The organism is Acuticoccus yangtzensis (assembly GCF_001927245.1).
GTDB lineage: Bacteria > Pseudomonadota > Alphaproteobacteria > Rhizobiales > Amorphaceae > Acuticoccus > Acuticoccus yangtzensis.
Window position 1 is genome coordinate 426,003 of sequence record NZ_MJUX01000002.1, and the last position, 21,591, is coordinate 447,593.

General features: G+C 67.6%; 21 protein-coding genes. 11 read left to right on the forward strand and 10 right to left on the reverse strand.

All coding sequences use genetic code 11. The features are described 5' to 3' along the window. The first annotated feature begins 56 nt into the window (after nt 1-56). Complete coding sequence (locus tag BIX52_RS08110) at nt 57-1,739, forward strand: BCCT family transporter (protein ID WP_083660118.1); 1,683 nt, start codon at nt 57-59, stop codon at nt 1,737-1,739. 34 nt (nt 1,740-1,773) lie between these two features. On the opposite strand, the gene BIX52_RS08115 is transcribed toward BIX52_RS08110, so the two are convergent. Then, nucleotides 1,774-2,604: a sulfotransferase family 2 domain-containing protein gene (locus BIX52_RS08115; protein WP_075220525.1), complete on the reverse strand. Its 831-nt coding sequence runs from the start codon at nt 2,602-2,604 to the stop codon at nt 1,774-1,776. 127 nt (nt 2,605-2,731) lie between these two features. Here BIX52_RS08115 and BIX52_RS08120 point away from each other — a divergent pair, with 127 nt between their 5' ends. After that, nucleotides 2,732-3,262, forward strand: a complete 531-nt coding sequence (locus BIX52_RS08120; RefSeq protein ID WP_075220526.1) for a hypothetical protein — start codon at nt 2,732-2,734, stop codon at nt 3,260-3,262. A gap of 86 nt (nt 3,263-3,348) precedes the next feature. Here BIX52_RS08120 and BIX52_RS08125 read toward each other — a convergent pair whose 3' ends face one another. Further along, the gene (locus tag BIX52_RS08125) at nt 3,349-3,612 is read right to left on the reverse strand and encodes a BQ00720 family protein (RefSeq protein WP_075220527.1); all 264 of its coding nucleotides are present in this window, start codon (nt 3,610-3,612) and stop codon (nt 3,349-3,351) included. 5 nt (nt 3,613-3,617) lie between these two features. After that, entirely contained in the window at nt 3,618-4,067 is a 450-nt protein-coding gene (locus BIX52_RS08130; protein WP_075220528.1) for an Hsp20 family protein, read from the reverse strand. 322 nt (nt 4,068-4,389) lie between these two features. On the opposite strand from BIX52_RS08130, the gene rplS reads away from it, so the two are divergent. After that, on the forward strand, nt 4,390-4,767 hold the full coding sequence (rplS, locus tag BIX52_RS08135; RefSeq protein ID WP_075220776.1) for a 50S ribosomal protein L19: 378 nt from the start codon (nt 4,390-4,392) through the stop codon (nt 4,765-4,767). A 374-nt stretch (nt 4,768-5,141) separates the two neighbouring features. Further along, nucleotides 5,142-5,669, forward strand: coding sequence for a thermonuclease family protein (locus BIX52_RS08140; protein ID WP_139312737.1), 528 nt, complete (start codon nt 5,142-5,144; stop codon nt 5,667-5,669). A gap of 124 nt (nt 5,670-5,793) precedes the next feature. Here the strand turns inward: BIX52_RS08140 and dapF are convergent, their stop codons facing one another. Further along, on the reverse strand, nt 5,794-6,660 hold the full coding sequence (dapF, locus tag BIX52_RS08145) for a diaminopimelate epimerase (RefSeq protein WP_083660139.1): 867 nt from the start codon (nt 6,658-6,660) through the stop codon (nt 5,794-5,796). Nucleotides 6,661-6,686: 26 nt separating this feature from the next. Then, nucleotides 6,687-7,334, reverse strand: a complete 648-nt coding sequence (locus tag BIX52_RS08150; RefSeq protein WP_139312738.1) for a L,D-transpeptidase family protein — start codon at nt 7,332-7,334, stop codon at nt 6,687-6,689. Nucleotides 7,335-7,464: 130 nt separating this feature from the next. On the opposite strand from BIX52_RS08150, the gene BIX52_RS08155 reads away from it, so the two are divergent. Both BIX52_RS08155 and BIX52_RS08160 read left to right on the forward strand, forming a co-directional pair. Further along, nucleotides 7,465-8,163: a response regulator transcription factor gene (locus BIX52_RS08155; RefSeq protein WP_075220532.1), complete on the forward strand. Its 699-nt coding sequence runs from the start codon at nt 7,465-7,467 to the stop codon at nt 8,161-8,163. Nucleotides 8,164-8,207: 44 nt separating this feature from the next. After that, nucleotides 8,208-8,627, forward strand: coding sequence for a Crp/Fnr family transcriptional regulator (locus BIX52_RS08160; protein ID WP_157956217.1), 420 nt, complete (start codon nt 8,208-8,210; stop codon nt 8,625-8,627). 68 nt (nt 8,628-8,695) lie between these two features. On the opposite strand, the gene BIX52_RS08165 is transcribed toward BIX52_RS08160, so the two are convergent. Then, the gene (locus BIX52_RS08165; RefSeq protein WP_075220534.1) at nt 8,696-10,630 is read right to left on the reverse strand and encodes a diguanylate cyclase domain-containing protein; all 1,935 of its coding nucleotides are present in this window, start codon (nt 10,628-10,630) and stop codon (nt 8,696-8,698) included. A 464-nt stretch (nt 10,631-11,094) separates the two neighbouring features. Here BIX52_RS08165 and BIX52_RS08170 point away from each other — a divergent pair, with 464 nt between their 5' ends. Both BIX52_RS08170 and BIX52_RS08175 read left to right on the forward strand, forming a co-directional pair. Then, complete coding sequence (locus BIX52_RS08170; protein ID WP_075220535.1) at nt 11,095-12,936, forward strand: type I secretion system permease/ATPase; 1,842 nt, start codon at nt 11,095-11,097, stop codon at nt 12,934-12,936. Between the two features lie 22 nt (nt 12,937-12,958). After that, nucleotides 12,959-14,293: an HlyD family type I secretion periplasmic adaptor subunit gene (locus BIX52_RS08175; protein ID WP_075220536.1), complete on the forward strand. Its 1,335-nt coding sequence runs from the start codon at nt 12,959-12,961 to the stop codon at nt 14,291-14,293. A gap of 95 nt (nt 14,294-14,388) precedes the next feature. Here BIX52_RS08175 and BIX52_RS08180 read toward each other — a convergent pair whose 3' ends face one another. From BIX52_RS08180 to BIX52_RS08195, 4 genes are all read right to left on the reverse strand, one after another. Next, the gene (locus BIX52_RS08180; protein WP_075220537.1) at nt 14,389-16,200 is read right to left on the reverse strand and encodes a monovalent cation:proton antiporter-2 (CPA2) family protein; all 1,812 of its coding nucleotides are present in this window, start codon (nt 16,198-16,200) and stop codon (nt 14,389-14,391) included. Nucleotides 16,201-16,312: 112 nt separating this feature from the next. Beyond that, nucleotides 16,313-17,323 carry a patatin-like phospholipase family protein gene (locus BIX52_RS08185; protein WP_075220538.1) on the reverse strand — a complete coding sequence of 337 codons (1,011 nt, stop codon included), beginning with the start codon at nt 17,321-17,323 and terminating at the stop codon, nt 16,313-16,315. Between the two features lie 41 nt (nt 17,324-17,364). Beyond that, on the reverse strand, nt 17,365-18,315 hold the full coding sequence (locus BIX52_RS08190) for an endonuclease/exonuclease/phosphatase family protein (RefSeq protein ID WP_075220539.1): 951 nt from the start codon (nt 18,313-18,315) through the stop codon (nt 17,365-17,367). A gap of 81 nt (nt 18,316-18,396) precedes the next feature. Then, nucleotides 18,397-19,173, reverse strand: coding sequence for a 3-hydroxybutyrate dehydrogenase (locus BIX52_RS08195; protein WP_075220540.1), 777 nt, complete (start codon nt 19,171-19,173; stop codon nt 18,397-18,399). A gap of 339 nt (nt 19,174-19,512) precedes the next feature. On the opposite strand from BIX52_RS08195, the gene ispG reads away from it, so the two are divergent. The 3 genes from ispG to BIX52_RS08210 all read left to right on the forward strand — a co-directional run bounded on the left by ispG (nt 19,513) and on the right by BIX52_RS08210 (nt 21,532). Next, complete coding sequence (gene ispG, locus BIX52_RS08200) at nt 19,513-20,760, forward strand: flavodoxin-dependent (E)-4-hydroxy-3-methylbut-2-enyl-diphosphate synthase (protein WP_075220541.1); 1,248 nt, start codon at nt 19,513-19,515, stop codon at nt 20,758-20,760. 112 nt (nt 20,761-20,872) lie between these two features. Next, nucleotides 20,873-21,163: a 4a-hydroxytetrahydrobiopterin dehydratase gene (locus tag BIX52_RS08205; RefSeq protein ID WP_075220542.1), complete on the forward strand. Its 291-nt coding sequence runs from the start codon at nt 20,873-20,875 to the stop codon at nt 21,161-21,163. 3 nt (nt 21,164-21,166) lie between these two features. Continuing rightward, the gene (locus BIX52_RS08210; protein ID WP_075220543.1) at nt 21,167-21,532 is read left to right on the forward strand and encodes a YkvA family protein; all 366 of its coding nucleotides are present in this window, start codon (nt 21,167-21,169) and stop codon (nt 21,530-21,532) included. Nucleotides 21,533-21,591: the final 59 nt, after the last annotated feature.

A 21,591-nucleotide genomic window follows, 5' to 3' on the forward strand; every position in this document is an offset into this window, starting at 1 on the left:
TTCTCCACTGTCGCCGTTGCCCCTCAGGACATCACTGTAATGAGGGGGGCGATAGCTTGATCCCGCAAGAACGATTTTGGATCTTTCCAAAAGTCGATCGACCTGTTTTCATCACGTCGGCCGCGCTCATCGTCGGCTTCATCGTGTTCGGCGCGTTGTTCAGCGACCTTGCCAACACCGTCTTCACGACTGCTCAGGATATCCTCGCCGGCTATCTCGGCTGGTCGCTGATCATCCTCGTCAACGCTCTGTTGATCTTCGTCGTCTTCATGGCGCTCGGCCCGTTCGGCGACATCCGCCTGGGCCGGATGGACGACGAGCCGGAATATTCGCTGTTCTCGTGGACGGCGATGCTGTTCAGCGCGGGCATCGGCATCGGCCTCGTCTACTGGGGCGTGGCCGAGCCGATGTACCACTTCTTCGCTCCACCCCACGCCACGCCGGAGACCGCGCAGGCGGCCAAGGAGGCGATGGCGATCTCCTTCATGCACTGGGGCTTCCACGCCTGGGCGATCTACGCGGTGGTGGCTCTGGCGCTCGCCTACTATCACTTCCGCAAGGGTCTGCCGCTCGCCGTCCGCTCGGCGCTCTACCCGCTGATCGGCGACCGCATCTATGGCCCGTGGGGTCAGCTCGTCGACATCCTGGCCGTGTTCGGCACCATGTTCGGCATCGTCACCTCGCTCGGCCTCGGCGCCACGCAGGTGAATGCCGGGCTGGCGGACGTGTTCGGCATCCCCAACAACACCTTCGTGCAAATCCTCATCATCGCGGCGATCACCGCGTTCGCGACCCTCTCGGTCGTGGCGGGGCTCGACGGCGGGATCAAGCGGCTGTCCAACATCAACATCGTGCTGACGCTGGTGCTGCTCGCCTTCATGGTGATCGTCGGCCCGACGCTGTTCATCTTCGACAGCTTCGTCGAGAGCTACGGCTATTACGTCTCCCGCCTGTTCGACCTCGGAACGTGGTCCGAGGCGTGGACGAGCGGCAACGAGGCGGGCAACTGGCAGGACAGTTGGACGATCTTCTATTGGGCGTGGTGGGTGAGCTGGGCGCCCTTCGTCGGCGTGTTCATCGCGCGGATCAGCAAGGGCCGCACGGTGCGCGAGTTCATCCTGGGCGTGATGGTGCTGCCGTGCTCGATCATGTTCTTCTGGTTCACCGCGTTCGGCGGAACGGCGATTTCGCTGTCCCTGGCAGGTGACCCCAGCCTGATCGAGGCGACCCGCGCCGACTATGCGCAGACGATGTTCGCGCTTCTCGACCGCTTCCCGCTGGCCAGCCTCACGTCAGTCTTCACCACGGTGCTGATCGTGATGTGGTTCGTCACCTCGTCCGACTCCGGCAGCTTCGTCATCGACATGCTGACGGCGGGCGGCGATCCGGATCCGCCGACCATCCAGCGCATCTTCTGGGCGGTGTCGGAGGGGTGCGTGGCGGCGGTGCTGCTGCTGGCCGGCGGGCTCGACGCGCTGCAGGCGGCCGCGATCATCGCCGGGTTCCCGTTCGCGGTGGTGCTGGCCTTCATCGCCGTCGGACTGGTGCGGGCGCTGCGATGGGACGACCTGATGGTGCACCGCCACCGCCAGAGGTTCCGCGACGACAGCGAGGCGGAGCACAACTTCAACTCCGGCGTGCACGACGCCTATATGGCGCTGTCCAATGGAGGCGAGGCGGCAGAACCGTCAATTACCGAGCGGTTCGGCGGCGGCGACCGCAAGGAGGCCGCCGAGTAGGACGGCGAAGGGCGGGGTCATCACCCCGCCCTTTTCAATGGCCGTAGAGGTGGCCGTAGCGGGCGAAGTCGGCGGCGTAGGTCTCGCGGATCAAGGGCCGCGTGCGCTCGTTGATGAACACCTTCGAGGACGGGAACTTGCCGTTGGCGAAGGCGCCGCGCGCGATGGGCACGGTCTCGCCGTTTTCGGCGAACATCGCCGTGCGCCGCTCGGTCACCTGGTGGTGGTGGCGCGACTCGCCCAGGGCAGCCATGTCGACGTCCTTGATCCCGTCCTGACCGCTGAGGGCGCCGACCCAATCGGCGAACTTCTCGATCGGGATGACCTCCTGCACAAAGTCCTCTTCCCCGGCGACGAACTGGGGCGAGATGTGCTGGTTGATCGAGTGCGGCTCCTTGGCCTCGGCCTCCTTCACCATTTCCAGGTGGTCGATGAAGGAGAGACCCGGCTCGGTGGGCTTGCCGTGCGCCTCCAGCCAGGCGTTCACGAGGCCCCAATGATCCTGCGTCCAGTGGTGGCGGCGCTCGAGGATGGCGCCGCGCTCGGCGAGGACGAGGAAGGAGGACGGGGCACGGGCCATCGGATCGCGCACGACCTTGATGACCTTGTGCGTTCCGGCCTTCAGCGCGTCGGCGAGTTCACGGCGGTAGAACTTGCGCTTCTTGAAGACCTGGCCCTCATAGTCGTGGATCCAGTTCGAGTAGGCGAGCGCCTCGTCGAGCAGGCCGAGCTGGGCGAAGAACCACTTGACGACCGTGGTGCAGCCCGACTTCTGGCTCCAGAAAATGATGTAGGGGAAGGACGGGTCGTAGAGCGGCGGACGGATCCTGACACAGTCCGGCAGTTTGGAAGGCCTGAAGAGCATGTACCCACTGACTTTGACGCGCTGACTTGTGTAGTGCGATGGCTGACGCACATTGTCTCTGCCGGGGTTTGGCCGCAACTGCATTGCGGCGCAAGTGCCCCGGTCATTAAACGTGGCTTGACTGCTGGTGACCCTGTTCGACCCTCTGATCGCCCTGGCCCGCGTGGATGCGCTCGTCGGGATCCCCTTCGCCGCCGCTATTGCGGGGATTGCCCTTTATCGCCGCAAGCGTCCGTTGACGTTCGCGCGGCTGGTGGAGGTCGGCCTTCCCGCGGTGCTCCTCGTGATGATGGCGATCAGATATGCGCTGATGGCCCCCTTCGTCGCGGCCTTTCCGGAGCGCATTCTGGGGACGGGGGACATCGGCGGGGTCGGTCTGGCGGGGCTGTTCGTGGCGACGTCGGTGATCGGCTTCCTGTCGTGGAACGGCGGGGTCTACCGCAAGCTGGGGGCGACCCTGGTTCTCTTGGGGCTGGCCGTGGGCGATCTTGTGCTGACCCTGACCGCGTTCGAGCCGCCGCTGGCGACATGGATCGACGCCTATGCGGGGCTTGCCGTGGCGGTGTTCGCGGTGATGCTAGGGGTGCACAACTGGGCCCACCGTTCGGCGACGCCCTCGCCGCTCGGCGGAGCGCAGCAGCCGCCGCTGGATTATTGACCGGGCGCCCTCGCCCCGTTGCGGAGCGGGGCGCGATGCCGGATGAGAAAAAGGCCGGCCCCTTTCGGAGCCGGCCTTTGTGATCTCTAGTGAACGCTCACCGTGGTGAGGTTGTTTTCTGCGGCGTTGGCCAGGATCGCCTGGGGCGTGTCGGCCAGGACGATCGGTGTCCCGTCGGCCGAGAGGAGGGCCCAGAGGCGTTGTCCCGGCTCCATCGAGGGAGCTTGGGGGAACAGTTCATTCACTTCCTCGGAGAGGAAAGTGCGGACGTAGGCGACGTGTCCGGTTCCGAGCGAGGCCAGCGTCTGCGGGCTGATGTCGCGCTTTTCGGTCTCGTATGTCTCACGCATCGTACTCAACTCCTGGGTTCCAGTGCCTGGTCCTGGGCACTGATTTCGATCGTCCGAACGGTCCGCTCAGGCTCCGGCCGCACCAGGTCGATGGCGAGAAGGCCATCGGCAAGCGCCGCGCTCAGGATCTCGATCCCCTCAGCCAGTACGAACGCCCGCTGGAACTGGCGGGCTGCAATCCCCCGGTGGAGGAAGTGACGTTCCCGGTCCGCTTCCGGCGACTGGGCTCCGCGGATGACGAGCTGGTTGTCCTCGACTGTCACCGAGAGCTGATCGCGCGAGAAGCCGGCCACGGCCAGCGTAATGCGCAGGAAGTCGCCCTTCGGCCCTTTGATCCGCTCGATGTTGTAGGGCGGATAGCCGTCGCTTCCACTTTTGGTCACGCGGTCGAGAACGCGCTCTATATCTTCGAAGCCCAGGAGAAGCGGGCTTGATAAGGGTGTCATACGGGTCATCCATCAGTCCTTGTACCAAGCGACCGGGGAGGGGCCCGGACGCGGCGCCCCTCCAGGGTTGATATTTGGTCCTTCCGCCGCTTCACGCAAGACAGCATTGGGTGACCCCCTCGTCATATCGCAGCCCCGCGAGGGCGATTGACGCGGCCGGTGAGCCGGCGTAGGGAGGCGGGGCAGGCTCATGGCGGGCGGCTGCGGGGCAGATTCATTGCGATCAGCCCTCGACAAAGCCGTTCGGAGTCACTATTCACGCCGTCTGGCAATCCTTCGGGCGAAATGACTTTCAGCGCGCCGCATGCGCGGCGCGACGGGACACGACGACATGAACATCATCGACGAGCTCAATCGTGAGCAGATGGCGGCGATCGAGGAAAAGCGGAAGCTTCCTCCTTTTCAGGCCGGCGACACCGTGCGCGTCAATGTGCGCGTGACGGAAGGGACCCGCACCCGCGTGCAGGCCTATGAGGGCGTGTGCATCGCCCGCTCCGGCGCCGGGCTGAACGAGAGCTTCACCGTCCGCAAACTCTCCTATGGCGAAGGCGTCGAGCGCGTCTTCCCGGTCTACTCGCCGATGGTCGAGTCGGTCGACGTGGTGCGCCGCGGTAAGGTCCGCCGCGCGAAGCTCTACTACCTGCGTGGCCGCACCGGTAAGGCCGCCCGCATCGTCGAGCGCAAAGAGAAGCGCGCCGCGACCGCGTAAGGCTCCGGCGACCGGTGGTGCGTCGCGACTTTCCAAAAGCGCCGGCACCGCGCCATCGAACGAGTACGACCCGCAAGAGCCGCCGCTCACCCGGCGGCTTTCTGCTTCCTCTCGGCATCATGGTCGCCGCCGTACTCTTGTGCGGCGGCCTTTTGGCGTTTGTGATGCGCTCGCTGGAGGATCTTCCCGGCCGGACCGCCCTGGAGAATGCCTCCGCCGCCGCCACCAGTCCCGGCGCGTCACGCGGCCCGGTGGTGATCGGATCGCCTCCCGCAGCCCCGGCCCCTTCCAGAGCGGCACCGTCGGCCGGCGCGGCCCGCGGGACAGCGCCCAGCGGCAGCGCCGGCGCGGCCGGATCCGGCCAAGGCGAGGGCGTGCGCTATGTCGAAGGGGCGGGCATCGCCGCCGCACGGCCGACGGGTCCGCTGGTGCGGGCCGAGTCGCAGGCGCCAGAGCCGCCGCCCGCGGAGGAGCCGACATTCGCCACCACCGCCGAACAGGCGGGCGAGCGGCCGAACCAGTATAAGCTCGTGATCATCCAGAGCGCCGGTGAGATCGACGTGCGCGAGCATATGATCCGCCTCGCCCACATCGAGGCACCGGGGGCGGACGAAGTCTGCACCGCCGAGGCGGGGCGCCAGTGGCCGTGCGGCGCAAGGGCCCGCACCGCGCTGCGCCGCCTGGTCCGCCGCCGCGCGATAAACTGCTTCGAGGACACCGAGAACGCGGTCCCCGGCGCACCGCTGCCGGCGGATTGCGAGGTCGCGGGGATCAACCTGTCCGAATGGCTGGTCGAATATGGCTGGGCGCGCCCGGCCGCCGACGCGCCGCGGAAATTCGAGCAGCTCTACAACATGGCGCAGGTGAATAAGCGCGGCCTGTTCCAGCCCAACGGCCGCTGAGGCAACCGCTGGGGGCACCGCCCCCTTGCCCTTGCTCGAAGCCACTCACTTCCGGGTGTCGGGTCCCCTCCCCTGCCGTTGCGCCGCCTCCGCTGGAGGGCGGCCCGTGGCGGCGCCCGCGCCGTCAGCCGCGGACGGGCTCGGGATCGCGCAGGAAGGTGGCACCGCTGAGGACGCCGGTCCAGTCCACCTCATAGGGGCCGGTCATGACGATCTGCCCGGCGGCCAGCGTGATGGTCAGCGGCCCGCCCGGAAGCTCCACCACCACCTCGGAGGCGAGACGCCCGAGATGATGCCCCACGGCGGCGATCGCGCAGGCGGCGGTGCCACAGGCGCGCGTCGGCCCGACGCCGCGCTCGTGCACCAGCGCGCGGACCCGGTCCGGCGCCTCGATTTCAACAAATGAGATATTCGCGCGGGCGGGGAAGGCCGGGTGGCATTCCAGCATAGGCCCCACCTTCGCCAGCGGCACCGCCTCCAGCGACGGCACGAAGAAGACCGCATGGGGGTTGCCGACATTGACGCAGGCGGCCGGGCCGAGCGCGGCGAGCTCGGGTTCCGCGAAGGTCAGCGCCTGCGCATCACCGCCGGCGGCCTTCTCCGGCGCCAACGGGATGTCGGCGGCGGCGAAGCGCGGGCGGCCCATGTCGACGGAGATGCGCCCGCCGCTCGCCCGCCAGGCGCGCATCGTCCCGCCCTTGGAGGCGATCAGCACCTCCGGCGCGTCCTTCTCGTCCAGCAGGATGGCGGCGACGCAGCGCGCGGCGTTGCCACAGGATTCCACCTCGCTCCCGTCCGCGTTGATGATGCGCATCAGCGCGTCCTCGCCGGCGGGCGGCGGGGCGATGATGATGAACTGGTCGAACCCCACCCCCGACGCACGGTCGCCGAGGGCGCGCACGTCCGCCGTGGCGGGCTCGAACGCCCGATCGCGCGCGTCGACGACGATGAAGTCGTTGCCGAGGCCGTTCATCTTGCGGAAGGGTGTCATCACGAAAGGGCTCATCGAAAAAGGGCTCAGCGGTGCCGGACGCGGGGCGGACGGCCGCGCGCCCCGGCGGCGGGGCGTTGCGGCACACCGATCAGATAGGGACCCAGCGGCACCATTGCGCGGTGCCACGCCGCGGCGGGGAATGCAAGGCAGCCCTCCGTCGGCGTCATCGCCGGGCGGGCGATGTGGAGGAAAATGGCCGAGCCTCCCCGCTGCACCCGCGGGCTCTGGTTGTGGTCGGTGATGACGACGACGTCGTAGAGCGCGTCGCCCCGCGCCAGCGCCTCGTGCGACATGGAGGCCGGGCGCTTCACATAGCGGTTATAGAGGCCGTGGCCGGGCGCGTCGCACCACCCGTCGGCCGCCCGCACCGGCCGCCAGGGAAGCGGCAGTGGCGGCCGCGCCGGGACTGCCGGGCGGCCGCGGACGAGCGCCGCGCGGGGCACCATGCGGCAGCGCGGGGTCGCCCCGTCGCCCTCGCGCTTGAAGGTGGCGACGGCGGAGCGGCCCATCGCGGCTCTGATCGTGCGCCCGGCTGCGGTGACGAGGACTTCGGCCGGGTGTCCGGGGCGCGGCATCACCAGCGCGGGGCGTCGCGGCCAGCCGGTGCGGCGGCCGCCCGTTGCCACGGCGCGCCGCGCCAGACCTGGAACCGGCGCGAAACGATCACACATCACGCAAGGTCACGGCGCAGCAGAGATGGAAAATCCCCGTTTGCTGGGGCAAGATTCGTGATGGGTGACACATACGGGCCCTCGTTCAACGCGTACTTTAGGGACCGCAACACCAACTTGGGAGGGCGAGTTGAACAAGAGGACGATCCTGATCATCGACGACGACGAGGACCTGCGCGAAGGGCTGAGCGAGCAGATCGGCTTCTACGACGAGTTCGCGGTGATCACCGCCGATACGGCGCAGAAGGGCGTGGCGGCGGCCAAGACGGGGGACATCGCGCTCGCCATCGTCGACGTGGGTCTGCCGGATCTCGACGGGCGCGAGGCGGTGCGGCTGATGCGCAATGCCGGCTTCAAGGCCCCCGTCATCATGCTGACCGGACACACGACCGACGCCGACACCATCGTCGGCCTGGAGGCGGGCGCCAACGATTATGTGACGAAGCCGTTCAGGTTCGCGGTGCTTCTGGCGCGCATCCGCGCCCATCTGCGCCAGTTCGACCAGAGCGAGGACGCGACCTTCGCGATCGGTCCCTACTCTTTCAAACCCTCGGTCAAAGTGCTTATGGAGGGGGACGGCCGGCGCATCCGCCTGACGGAAAAAGAGACGGCGATCCTGAAGTTTCTCTACCGTGCCGGCGAAAAACCTGTCACTCGGGATATTCTCCTGCACGAGGTGTGGGGGTACAACTCTGGGGTGACGACCCACACGCTGGAGACGCATATCTACCGCCTGCGCCAGAAGATCGAGAAGAACCCCGCGTCCGCCGAACTCCTGGTGACGGAAGCGGGCGGCTACAAGCTCATGCCACGGGCGGTGACTGCTTAACCGTGAGTCTCGCCCGTCACATGGCGGTGATGCGGAACGCGCCGATGCTGAAGTCTCTGGGTGAAGAGGCTTTGAAGCTCCTCGCGTTCGGCAGCTTGCCGCGGTCCTACAAGCCAAGGCAGGCCCTGTTCGAGGCGGGGGACGATGCCGAAGGTGCCATCCTGATCCTGGGCGGGCAGCTTCGTCTCGTCCCCGCAGCGATCGGCGGAGCGCCGCGCGTCGTCGGTGTCGGCCACCTGATCGACGAGCTTGCGCTGATCGTGCCGGCCCAGCGCAGCATGTCCGCCGTCGCGCAGACCACCGTCGAGGTGCTGGAGCTCCCGCGGGACCAGATGATGCGGATCCTCGAAGAATATCCGGACGCGGCGAACATGCTGCGCGAACGCCTCGCCAAACGCACGATGGCGTTGATCGACGAGGTCAACGCCCTGCGCGACAGGATGGACGGTCCGCCGCGCGATTGACGCCGCGCGCGCGAACGCGCCGGCCAAGCGCGCCCGGCCGCCGTCTCCGCGCCGCCCGGCCTGTTCCGTCAACCGGCGAGGGAGTGGGAGGCCGCCGGCGCCGCCAGAAGGCGCTCCTTGAAGCGCTCCAGCGGCATCGCGTCGCCGAAGTGGGTGCCCTGGGCGTAGCGCACGTCGTACGCGGCCACGCGCTGCACATCGAGCGACGTCGCCACCGCCAGCGCGGACACCATCAACCCCCGTTGCCGCGCCGCCTCGATGAGGGCGCGCAAGACGAGGTCGCCCGCCCCCGTTTCGGCACTGCGGATCGCATCGAGCGGCAGCTTGACGTGGCGCAGCGGCAGGCTGCCGGGGCTGAGCAGCGCCCCCGCCGCCTGCTGCGCCCGCTGCACGACGCCGACACCGCTCGACAGAAGATCGAGGAAGCGCGTGCGCAGCGGCCAGGTGAGGCTCGGGCGCGGGTCACCGTCGAGCTGCAGCCGCAGCCGTCCGCCCGAACGGCTGAGGATCGCGCGCGCTTCGTCCAGCCCGTCCAGCACTTCCGCGGCGTGAAGGTGGGCGCTGCGCAGCGGCAGGATGCAGACGGGCAGCCTGTCGCATCCGGCCGCGAGGCTCTCGAGATCGCGGACCATCAGCTCCACCACCGCGGCACCCACCTGCGGCAACAGGCTTTGCTCCTCCTCCTCGCCGATGAGGGAGAGGTCGGCGAGGCGTTCCTCGTCGCGCCAGCGTGCGGCGACGTCCATCGCCACGACGGCGCCCGTCTTCACGTCGACGATCGGCTGGTAGAGGTTCACGAAGGCGCCCGCCTTGAGGGCGCGGCGGATCCTCTTGCGCCGCTCGCTGCGCCCCTCGTGCTCGCGCTGCAAGGCGGTATCGTAGCGCGTGGCGCCGAGGGAGCGGTCGCTCTTGGCGTGGAACAGCGCCATGTCGGCGGCGCGGTAGAGCTCGCCCGAACTGTCCGCGTCGGACGGGAAGGCGGCCGCGCCGATCGACAGGTTCACGGTCATCGGCATCCCGCGATATTCGAACGCCACGTTGCGCACGTTGGCGAAGCGCTCGACGAGATTGTGCAGTTCGTCCGCGTTGCCGAGGTCAGGGATGACGATGGCGAACTCGTCTCCGCCGAGGCGGGCGAGCAGATCGCCGCCCCTGAGATTGGCCGACAGCGTGCGCGCCACCGCCCGCAGCGCCTCGTCCCCGGCCTCGTGGCCGTGCACGTCGTTGATGGTCTTGAAATGGTCGAGGTCGACGAGCATCAGGCCGACGCTACGCTGATTGCGGGCGGCTGCCGCGATGTCATGGTCGATGCGCTGCTGCCAGTGGAAGCGGTTCGGCACGCTGGTCAGGCTGTCGATGTTGGCCGCCGACCAGAGGCGCACCTGCGTTTCGCGCTCCTCGGTCACGTCCTGCAGGATGCCGTAGACGGTGTCGCTGCCGTTGTCTTTGAGGGCGACGTAGCCGATGGAGCGCACGATGCGGCGCTGCCCGTCCGCCCGCAGCATGGGCAGGACGTAGCTGTAGCCGGCCCGGTGCTCCTTGGCGCGCTTCAGGTTGGAGCGCACGATCTCCCGCACGTCCGGCTCGTAGAAGGCGATGGCGTCGTCCATGGTGAGCCGCTGGCCGGGGGCGAGACCGTGGATGCGGTAGGCGTCGTCGGACAAGGTGAGGCGGCCGGTCGCGATCTCGAGCTGCCAGAAGCCGATGCCGGAAATGTTGTCGAGCGCGTCGTTGGCGGCGGCGGTGAGCACGTGGTCGCGCTCGTCGAGGCCCTGCATCTCCTCGTTCAGCTTCTTGGACTCGCGCAGGAGGTCGAAGACGGTTTCGGCGCTGAGGAGGGCGCGTGCCTTGTCGCCGTCCTCGTCTTCGGCGCGCATGAGGAGGATCGGATCGTCCTCGTAGCGGCGGTCGCACAGACCGAGCCAGGGCGTATCGTCGAGCGGGATGCGGCCGATCTCGCTCTCCGGCACGGCGCCGTAGCGGGCGGTGGCGTCGGCGATCAAGGCGAGGGTTTCGGCGTCGACATCGCGTTCAGCGAAAGTCCCAGCCGAGACTCGTGTGCCATCATGGGGCCAGATGAGGATGATGTCGCGCAGATTGCCAGCCCACTGAGCAAGGTGTATCAGGCGGGTTTTCTGCTGCAGAGTTTTCAAAGCTGGACCCCAGGGGATTGCGGCGTGCAGGAGCAGGACGCCCTCGTGGCGGACGTCCCGGTCGGCTGGAACGCACCTGCCCCAAAAGTTCGCGCGTCACAACATTCTGAAAAGGCTTGTGCCATACACCATGCTCTATAGCGCAAAAGTGCACGGCCCATGACATCGACCCTCCTGCTTCGTAAAAATGCCATTTACGAAGATGTAGAAGCAGTGAATGCCCGCTGCCCTGGCGCTGTGCTGGCCGTCACTGTAGGGTCGCCGCGGCGACCCAATATTCTGTCTGTATGGTACTGTGAGGGGCAAGACGCCCAATGACGTCGAACATTCTAGCCAATGCGATCGCGGCGACACGACGCACCTTCATCTCGGTGGCAGCGTTCAGTTGCGTGGTGAACATTTTGATGCTCACCGGGCCGCTGTTCATGCTGCAGATCTATGATCGCGTGTTGACGAGCCGTTCGGTGCCGACTCTGGTCGCGCTCACGGGGCTCGTCGTCGGCATCTATCTTTTCATGGGCATCATCGACCTGGTGCGCTACCGGATCCTGACACGGATCGGCCACCGTTTCGACGAGGCGGTGGGGCGCTCGGCCTTCCTGGCGCAGGTGTCGGCTCCGGTGCAGGCCGGTCCCTTGGCCGCCAAGACAGAGCCGGTGCGCGATGTCGACCAGTTGCGCCAATTTTTTTCCTCGACCGGTGTCACGGCCCTCTTCGACATGCCGTGGATGCCCATTTATATCGGCATCGTCTTCGCCATTCATCCGTGGCTCGGTCTTCTCGCTCTTCTGGGCGCCGTGGTCCTCTTCACCATCGCCTATGCGACCGACCGGGTCGCGCGGCCGGCCATGAAGGTCAGCGGTGAATTTTCCACACAGCGCAATGCCGTTGTGAACTCCGGCCGGCGCAATGCTGAAGTGCTGCACGGCATGGGCATGATGAACGCCGTCGGCACACAGTGGGACAAGGTCAACGACAAGTTCCTGGCCGCCAACGCCAAGGCGGCGGACATCGTCGGCCTGTCGACGGTGGCGTCCAAGATCTTCCGCCTGTTCCTGCAGTCGGCGGTTCTGGCGCTGGGCGCCTACCTCGCCATTCAGCAGATCATTTCGCCGGGCGCGATGATCGCCTCGTCCATCATCATGGCGCGCGGCCTGCAGCCGGTGGAACTGGCGGTGCAGAACTGGCGCGGCATGCTGGCCGCGCAGCAGGCCTATCGCCGTCTGAAGCAGCTTTTCGACCGGCCGCAGCCCATCGAGGCGATCGACCTTCCCGCGCCGCGGCGCGACCTCACCGTCGACGGTGTGACCGTGCTGCCGCCCGGCACCCGCACGCCGACCCTCGTCGACATCCGCTTCCAGGTGAAGGCGGGGACGGCGCTCGGCATCATCGGCCAGTCCGGCTCGGGCAAGTCCACCCTGGCGCGCGCCCTCGTCAACGTGTGGCCGACGGTGCGCGGCTCCATCAACCTCGATGGTGCGCCGCTGCCGCAGTGGAAGCCGGAGGTTCTCGGCCGCCACCTCGGCTATCTGCCGCAGGACGTGGAGCTGTTCGAGGGAACGATCGCCGAGAACATCGCCCGCTTCGACCCCAATGCGGAGGACGAGAAGGTCATCGCCGCGGCCAAGATCGCCGGCTGTCACGACCTGATCTTGTCCTTCAAGGACGGCTATTCGACCCAGATCGGCGACCAGGGCGCGACGCTGTCGGCCGGTCAGCGGCAACGGGTCGCGTTGGCCCGCGCGCTCTACAATGATCCCTTCATGGTCGTTCTCGATGAGCCGAACTCCAACCTCGACGGCTATGGCGACTCGGCCCTGAACAGGGCGATCACCATCTGCAAGCAGCGCGGGGCGATCATCATCGTCGTGGCGCACCGGCCCTCGGCGCTGTCGGCGACGGACAAGCTGTGCCTCATCGAAAACGGGCGCATGGCCGACTTCGGCGACCGCGACGAGGTGCTGAAGAAGGTGATGCGGCGCGAGAAGGTCGACAACGTGCGCGTCCCGGCGCAGCTTCAAGGCAAGCGCGGGCCGGCCCAGCCGCAAAAGCCGCAGGGCTCCGGCGAGGACGACGGCGACACGATCGCCGCTGACGGGCCGCAGGCGGCCTCTACGGCGCAGGCCCCGGCCTCCGCCGCCACCAAGAACGCTTAAGTCTCGCAGACGGTTGAAACCCATGGCTCTTCCGACCAAGCAAATCGCCGCCCCGCAGAAGCCGAAATTCTCGTCCTCCATCCGCGCCTACGTGCTCGGCGGGACCGTCGCCTGCGCCACGCTGATCGTCGGCTTCGGCGGCTGGGCGGCCACGGCCGAGCTCGCCTCCGCCGTCGTCTCCACCGGGCGCGTGGTGGTCGCCACCAACGTCAAGCAGGTGCAGCACCCGGACGGCGGCATCGTCGGCGAGATCATGGTGGCCGACGGCGACCGCGTCCAAGCCGGCGACCTCCTTCTCAGGCTGGACGAGACGCTGGTCGCCGCCAACCGCGCGTTGTTGGACGGGCAGATCGTCGCCATGGAGGCGCGCCTCGCCCGGCTCCAGGCCGAGCGGGAGGACGATCCGTCGATCACCCCGTCCGATGAACTCGCCTCCCGTCTCGACGATCCCTTGGTGCAACGCGCCATGGAGTCGGAGAACAAGGTGTTCATGGCCCGCAAGGAGACGATCAAAGGCCAGGTGGACCGGCTGACCGAGCGCACCAAGCAGCTCGAACAGCAGATCGAAGGTCTGACCGCCCAGCGCCAGGCGAAAGAGGACGAGATCGCCCTCATCGACGAGGAGCTCGAGGTTCTCGGCGGGCTCTACGACCGCGGCCGCACCACGCGCGACAAGATCGTCAACCTGAAGCGCAACCGGACCCGATTGGAAGGTGAGCGCGGCGAGCTGACATCGCAGATCGCCATGGCGCAAGGCCGCATCAACGAGACCGAGCTGGAGGTCCTGCAGCTCACCATCGACCAGCGCGAGAAGACCTTCGCCGAGATCACCGAGATCGAGCCGGAGCTCGCCAACCTGAAGGAACGCCGCGTCGCCGCCGACTTCCAGTTGAAGCGCATGGACATCCGCTCGCCCTCCAACGGCACGGTGTTCGAGCTCGGCGTCCACACCGTCGGCGGCGTGGTGCAGCCGGCTCAGACGATCATGCAGATCGTCCCGCAGGCGGACCAGCTCGTGATCGAGTCGCGCATCGCCCCGGCGGACATCGACGAGGTCGTGGTCGGCCAGCACGCCACCGTGGTGCTGTCCGCGTTCGACCATCGCACCACGCCGCAGCTCAACGGCGAGGTCACCTTCGTCGCCGCCGAGGCGAGCTTCGACGAGGTGTTGAACGTCACCTACTATCTGGTGCGCACCTCGCTCGCCGAGCACGAGCTGGACCGGCTGGACGACGGCCTGGTGCTGATGCCCGGCATGCCCGCCGAGGTCTACATCTCCACCGGCGGGCAAACCGTGGTGCAGTATCTCGTGAAGCCGCTGTCCGAGCAGATCCGCCGCGCCTGGCGCGAGACCTGATCGCGCCCCGGCGACGTCACACCCGGCGGACATCGCGCCCGGGCGAACATCCCGCGCCAAGCGGCGCGCTGCAGCACGAACGAACGCCGCCGGGTCTACTCGGCGGCTTCTTTTTTGGGTGGGGCCGTGGGCGGCGCGTCGCCGTCGTCGCCGGGCGCGAGGCGGGTGAAGGGCTCGGGCGTGACCTCTTTCCACTTGCGGTGACCTTCCACCAGGCCCTCGATCCGCTGGAAGTCGAGCCGGTCGCTGTCCAGCTTTCGCACCCGCTCCTCGGTCTCACCGGCAACGGTCGCCTCCATGCCGAGCGCAACCAGCGCGTCCCGGCCGAAGCGGATCGCCGAATCGAGTGTCTCGCGGCGCTGATAGGCGATCCCGAGATCGAGGAGGTTGAGGGCATGGCGCCTGTCGAAGGCGCGCGCGAACACCTTCACTTCCGGAAACTGGGCGTGGATCACCTCGACGATGGCGTTCGTGCGCTCGGCCGGGGAGGTGCAGACGGCGATGAGCTGGCAGCGCTCGGCGCCGACCGAACGCAGCACGTCGAGCCGGTGCCCCTCACCGTAGAAGACGCGGCTGCCGAAGCGCCGCGCCTCGGTCACGCGCTCGGCATCGTTGTCGAGGATGATGGGCCGGTAGCCGCCGGCGAGGAACATCTGCGAGACGAGCTGGCCGAAGCGGCCGAAGCCGATGATGAGGACGTCGCCCACCGCATCCTCGAAGGTTTCGGTCAGCGTGGCGACGGGCTTCGGCGGGATCAGCCGCGGCGCCAGGAAGCGGATCAGGAACGGCGTCGTCACCATCGACAGTGTGGCGATGGCGATGAGGAGGCTCGCATCGTCGGACGAGATCACCCCGCGCGTGGCGGCGGCGGTGTAGAGGACGAAGCCGAACTCGCCGCCTTGGGAGAGCAGGAGGCCGGTCTTGGTGGCGGTCGCATGGTCACGCCCGAAGAGCCGCACCAGGCCGTAGATCATCGCCGCCTTGAAGACGATCATGGAGACGAGGCCGCCGAGGATGATCTGCCAGCGCTCCATCACCAGGCCGAGGTCGATCGTCATGCCGACGGCGAGGAAGAAGAGGCCGAGGAGCAGGCCGCGGAAGGGCTCGATGTCGGCTTCCAGCTCGTGCCGGTAGTTGCTTTCGGCCAGCAGCACCCCGGCGAGGAAGGCGCCCATGGCCATGGAGAGGCCGACCGACATCATGGTTGTTGCGGCGGCGAGCACCACGAGGAGGGCCGCGGCGGTCATGATCTCGGTGCCGCCGAAGCGGGCGAGCAGCCGGAACATCGGCGACAGCAGATAGTGGCCGACGAGGATGATGCCGCCGAGCGCCGTCAACGCGGTGACGATGGAGAAGGCGACCTCGTCCCCTTCCATCGTCTCACCCGGCGCCAAGAGCGCGACGATGAGGAGCAGCGGGACGATGGCGAGGTCCTGCATGAGAAGGATGGCGAAGGAGGTCTGGCCGTAGGCCATGCGCATCGCCCCGCGCTCTTCGATGAGCTGCATGGCGAGCGCGGTGGAGGAGAGCGACAGGCCGAGCCCGGCGACGAGCGCGGTGTTGAAGCTGTTCCCGAGGAGCAGCGGATAGATCATGATGAGGCCGGCGCACAGCACCACCTGCAACAGGCCGAGCCCGAAGATGTCCTTGCGCATCGCCCAAAGGCGGCCGGGGTTCAGCTCCAGCCCGATGAGGAAGAGCAGGAAGACCACGCCCAGCTCGGCGAATTGGACGATCTCCTCCGGCTCGCGCGTGATGCCGATGACCGAGGGGCCGAGCAGCATTCCGGCGAAAAGATAGCCGAGCACCGAGCCGAGGCCGAGGCGCTTGAAGATCGGCACGAAGAGCACCGCGGCGCCGAGGAAAGCGAGCACGGTGAGGTAGGCGGGTGTCGGGTCGCCATGCATGGAGCAGCCCTTTCGGCGGCGGCTGAGAATAGCCCGGCGGGGCGGTTCGCGCGAGGGGGATGACGTCGTCGTGGTTCGCCGGGTACGGGTCGGCGCGGGAGGGCCCGCTCGGTCAGGCGATCTCGCTGGCGAGGTCGATGGAATCGCGCACGCCGATATCCTCGTAGTGGCGCTCGAGCCATTGGCCGGCGGCGCGCTGGCCGATGGCGTTGAGGTGCCGCAGGAAGGCCCACTCGCCATTCAGCTTGGAGGACGACGACAGCGGGTTCAGCTCCTCGCTGGCGATCCGGTGGACGCGCACGCGCATATATTCGTTCGGGTCCAGCTTGCCGTCTTCGATCAGCCGGGTGACGAAGCGCACCGCCCTCAGCTCGCGCAGCAGCGAGGCGTTGAAGGTGATCTCGTTGACCCGGTTGACGATGTCGCGCGCGGTCACCGGGGTGTCGACCCGCTCGATCGGGTTGATCTGGACGATGACGCAATCGGCGACGTCGGTGTTGTAGAACAGCGGGTAGAGGGGCGGGTTACCCATGAAGCCGCCGTCCCAATAGGGCACACCGTCGATGAAGACCGGCGTGAAAAGCTCCGGAACGCACGCGGAGGCCAGCAGCGCCTCGATCGTCAGCTCGGTATGGCTGAAGATGCGTGCCTTGCCGGTGTGGACGTTGGTCGCGGCGACGAAGAGCTTGATCTCCTCGCAGGCCGCCACCGCATCGAGGTCCACATAACGCTCGATGATCGGCCTCAGCGGGTTGATGTCGAGCGGATTGGCGAGCGCCGGGGAGACCATGCGCGAGGCGAGGTCGAAGGCGAGGTAGGTCGGCGAGGAATCGAGGCTCCAGTTGCCGAACAGGCGGTCGAAGAAGGTGCGCTGGAAGGGCGAGAAGCGGGCCGCCTCGGCAACGTCGCGCCAGAAGGCATCGAGCCTTGCGACCGCTTCGGCCGGCCCGCCTTTGACGTAGCCCGACACGAGCACGGCGGCGTTCATGGCGCCGGCCGACGTGCCGGTGACGCCGCACAGGTCCACCTTCTCGCTTTCCATCAGTGCGGTGAGGACGCCCCAGGTAAACGCCCCGTGCGCGCCGCCGCCCTGGAGGGCCAGGTTGATCTTCTTGCGGTTCATCTCAATTCCCCCGGCCGCTCCCGCCGGAGGCGTGAGAGGCGTCAATAGTCCTCGATGGCGAAGCGGATCATCACGGCGAGATGGTCCGAGCCCGGCCCCTCGATGCGCTCGACCTGGGCGATCGCGATGCCGGACGTCAGGATGTTGTCGATCGGCAACCCAACGTAGGGTCGCCACGCGGGATTGACAGCGTCCAGCAGCCATGTCGGGCCGATCCCCGTCGTCGGGAGCGTGCGCGTCAGCGAGGCATAGCGCTGGACCGTGGTGCTCCACGGCGCTGCGTTGAAGTCCCCGGCGAGGATGGCGGCGCCGCCGGTGGCGCGCAGGGTGGCCAGCTCCGCGAAGCTGCCGGTCCACTGGCCGAACGGCCAAGGCCAGTCGAGGTGGTGGGCGCCGATGGTGAGGACGTCGTTGCCGATGATGACGGCGGCGCGCATGAAGTTGGCGCGCCCGCTGCACACCGGCGGGTCCACGAAGGGCAGCTTGGAGAGGATCACGAGGCCGGACGCACGCAGCGAATCGGCATCGCAGGTGGCGTAATAGGGGTAGGCGGCGAAGCGCGGATCACGCTCGGCCTCCTGCTCGAACAGGCGGCGCGGCATCTCCTGCAGCACGGCGAAGTCGGGATTGGCCTTGTTGATGAGGTCGATCGCCTCGCTGAGGCGGATGCGGGTGTTGAACTGCAGCAGCGTATGGGTCTCGCCGCGCACCTCGTGAAGGCTGGTGTCGGCGATCATGTAGCGCGCGGTCATGGCCCCGGCGATGACGGAGCCGACGAGGATGACGGCGGCCATGATCCGGCCGATGCCGGGACCGGAGAGAAGGCGCACCAGGGCGAGCACCGCCGTGACCACGGCGAGGTGGGCGCGGAAATGGGACAGGCTGTCGAACGCTGGATGCAGCGCGCCGAGAAAACCGAGGGCGATGGCGAGGCCGCCGAGAAGAGCGCCGAGGTCGAAGCCCCAGCGCCACAGTCTGATCAGGAACCGCATTCAGCGTGTCAGCCGTCCGATAGAGGTCGAGGTAGGGTGCCGGCGGGTGGCGCGTCGTGCCGCCCGCCACGCGATGGTCAATCAGGCCGTCCAGCCGCCGTCCATGGAGATGAGCGTACCGGTGATCGACTCGGCCCCATCGCTGCACAGATAAAGCGCCAGTGACGCCACCTGTTCCACGGTGACGAACTTCTTCGTCGGCTGGGCGGCCAGGAGGACGTCGCGCTTCACCTCCTCCTCGGTCATGCCGCGGGACTTGGCGGTGTCGGGGATCTGCTTTTCCACCAGCGGGGTCCAGACATAGCCGGGGCAGATCGCGTTCACGGTGATGTTGTTCTCGGCCACTTCCAGGGCGACGGTCTTCGTCAGCCCGGCGATGCCGTGCTTGGCGGCGACGTAGGCGGCCTTGAACGGCGATGCGACCTTGGCGTGGGCCGATGCGGTGTTGACGATGCGGCCCCAACCGGCCTCCTTCATCAGCGGCACGGCGTGTTTGCAGGCGTGGAAGGCGGACGAGAGGTTGATGGCGATGATCGCATCCCACTTCTCGTCCGGGAACTCCTCGATCGGCGAGACGTACTGGATGCCGGCATTGTTGATGAGGATGTCGACCGAGCCGAGTTCGGCCTTGGCGGTGGCGATCATCTCGGCGATCTCGGCCGGCTTCGTCATGTCGGCGGCGCTGTAGACGGCTTTGACGCCGAGACCTTCGAGGCCCTTGCGCTCGAACTCGATCTCTTCGGGCTTGCCGAAGCCGTTGATCATGACGTTGACGCCCTCGGCGGCCAGCGCCTTGGCATAGGCGAGGCCAATGCCGGAGGTGGAGCCTGTGATGACGGCGGATTTGCCTTTGAGCATGATGGTCTCCTTGCACCGCGCTCGTCGGCTGCGCGGGCGGCGGTGCGTCGGTCGGCGCCGGGGCGGCGCAGGCGGGTTATGGCGGCGTCATCGGGCGGTGCCGCGGTCCGCGTCCCACCATTGCCGGGGGTCGTGGTCCGCCGCCGCCTTGCCCGCCGTCGGGTTGTGGTGAAAGGTAACGACTTCGCTGCACCGCACAAGGCCATAAGCTGCAGCTATTCCGGCGAAATGTCGCGAATGCCGGAATGTGACATGATCGTCATGCGTGTGTGCGATGGGAGCGGTTTGCCGGGCGCGGCGCAACGCCGTATATGCCGCTTGGAGCGCATCGGAGGCCCCATGAACATCGTCAGCCCCATCGCACGGTCGGGTCCGGCAGAGCGGCGGCGGTCTATCCCCGTCGACGTCGGCGGGGTAACCGTCGGCGGCGGCGCGCCGATCGCCGTGCAGTCGATGACCAACACCGACACGGCCGACATCGACGCCACCGTGAACCAGGTGGCCGAGCTCGCCGCGGCGGGATCGGAACTCGTGCGCATCACCGTGGACCGCGACGAATCGGCGGCCGCGGTGCCGCACATCCGCGACCGGCTGGCCGCGCGCGGCGTGACCGTGCCGCTGGTCGGCGACTTCCACTATATCGGCCACCAGTTGCTGGCCGATCACCCGGCGTGTGCCGAGGCGCTGGCCAAATATCGCATCAATCCCGGCAATGTCGGCTTCAAGGCCAAGCGGGACATGCGCTTCTCGCAGATCATCGAGATGGCGTGCCGTTACGACAAGCCGGTGCGCATCGGCGTAAACTGGGGCTCGCTGGACCAGGACCTGTTGACGACGCTGATGGACGAGAACAAGGCGTCGGCGACGCCCATCTCGGCCGCGGCGGTGCTGCGCGAATCGATGGTGCGATCGGGCATCTCCTCGGCGGATCGCGCGGTGGAGCTGGGGCTCGGCGCGGACAAGATCCTGATTTCGGCCAAGGTGTCGGACGTTCAAGAGCTGATCGCGGTCTACCGCGACCTCGCCGCGCGGTGCGATTATGCGCTGCACCTCGGCCTGACCGAGGCGGGTATGGGGTCGAAGGGTATTGTCGCCTCGTCGGCCGCGCTCGGCATTTTGCTGCAGGAGGGGATCGGCGACACCATCCGCATCTCGCTGACGCCTGAGCCGGGCGGCGACCGCACGCTCGAGGTGAAGGTCGCGCAAGAGCTGCTGCAGACGATGGGTTTCCGCGCCTTCCTGCCGGTCGTCTCTGCCTGCCCCGGCTGCGGCCGCACCACGTCGACGGTGTTCCAGGAGCTGGCGCAGGACATCCAGTCCTACATCGGCAGCCAGATGCCGGTGTGGAAGGAGAGCCATCCGGGCGTCGAGGCGATGAAGGTCGCGGTGATGGGCTGCATCGTCAACGGGCCGGGCGAGTCCAAGCACGCCGATATCGGCATCTCGCTGCCGGGGACGGGCGAGCTGCCGGCTGCGCCCGTCTATATCGACGGCGAAAAGGCGATGACGCTGCGCGGCGCGGACATCGCCGGCGAGTTCAAGAAGGTGGTCGAGGATTACGTCGCCCGCCGCTACGCCCCGCGCTGAGCCGGTCGGAGCCGCTCCCTCCTCTCGGCTCTGCTCCCTGTTGGATCCGCCCCCTGTTGGATCAGCCCACAGCCCGCCCTACCTAGGGGTGACGCTGACAAGGGGGCGCGCCATGGAAGGCTCGGTCGATCTTTCCGGCCTCACCGGCTGGACGCTGGAAGAGGGTGGAGCCGCCATCCTGACGCGGCTGAAGTTCAAGTCCTTCAACGAGGCTTTCGGCTTCATGGCGCGGGTCGCCCTGTCGGCGGAGAAGATGGACCACCACCCGGAGTGGTCGAATGTCTATAACCGCGTGTCGATCCGCCTGACCACGCACGATGCGGGCGGGCTGACCGAGAAGGACGTCCGCCTGGCGCGGGTGATCGACCGTGCGGCGGCCGCGGCCGAGCGCGAGGGGGTGTGAGCCATGGACCACGTGAGAACCGGCGAGATCCTCGGCCCGGAGGCCGAAGCGGGGTTTGATGCCAACGAGGCGAAGGTACGCCGCAAGTTCTGGCCGACCTTGAAGAAGGCCGCGCGGCACATCCCGTTCTCGCGCGACGTCGTCGCCGCCTACTATTGCGCGATGGACCCCGACGTGCCGTTCCGCGTGCGCGCGACGCTGCTGGGCGCCCTCGCCTATTTCGTGACGCCGATCGACGCGGTGCCGGATTTTCTCCTCGGCATCGGTTTCGGCGACGACATGGCGGTGCTGATGGGGGCGATCACGCTGGTCGCGAGCCACATCACCGACCGCCACCGCGAGAAGGCCAAGGCGGCGCTGGAGGACTGAGGCCCTCCCTCGCCGCCGGTTTCGTCCCGCGCGCCGTCTTCGTTGCGGGCCCGGGCTTC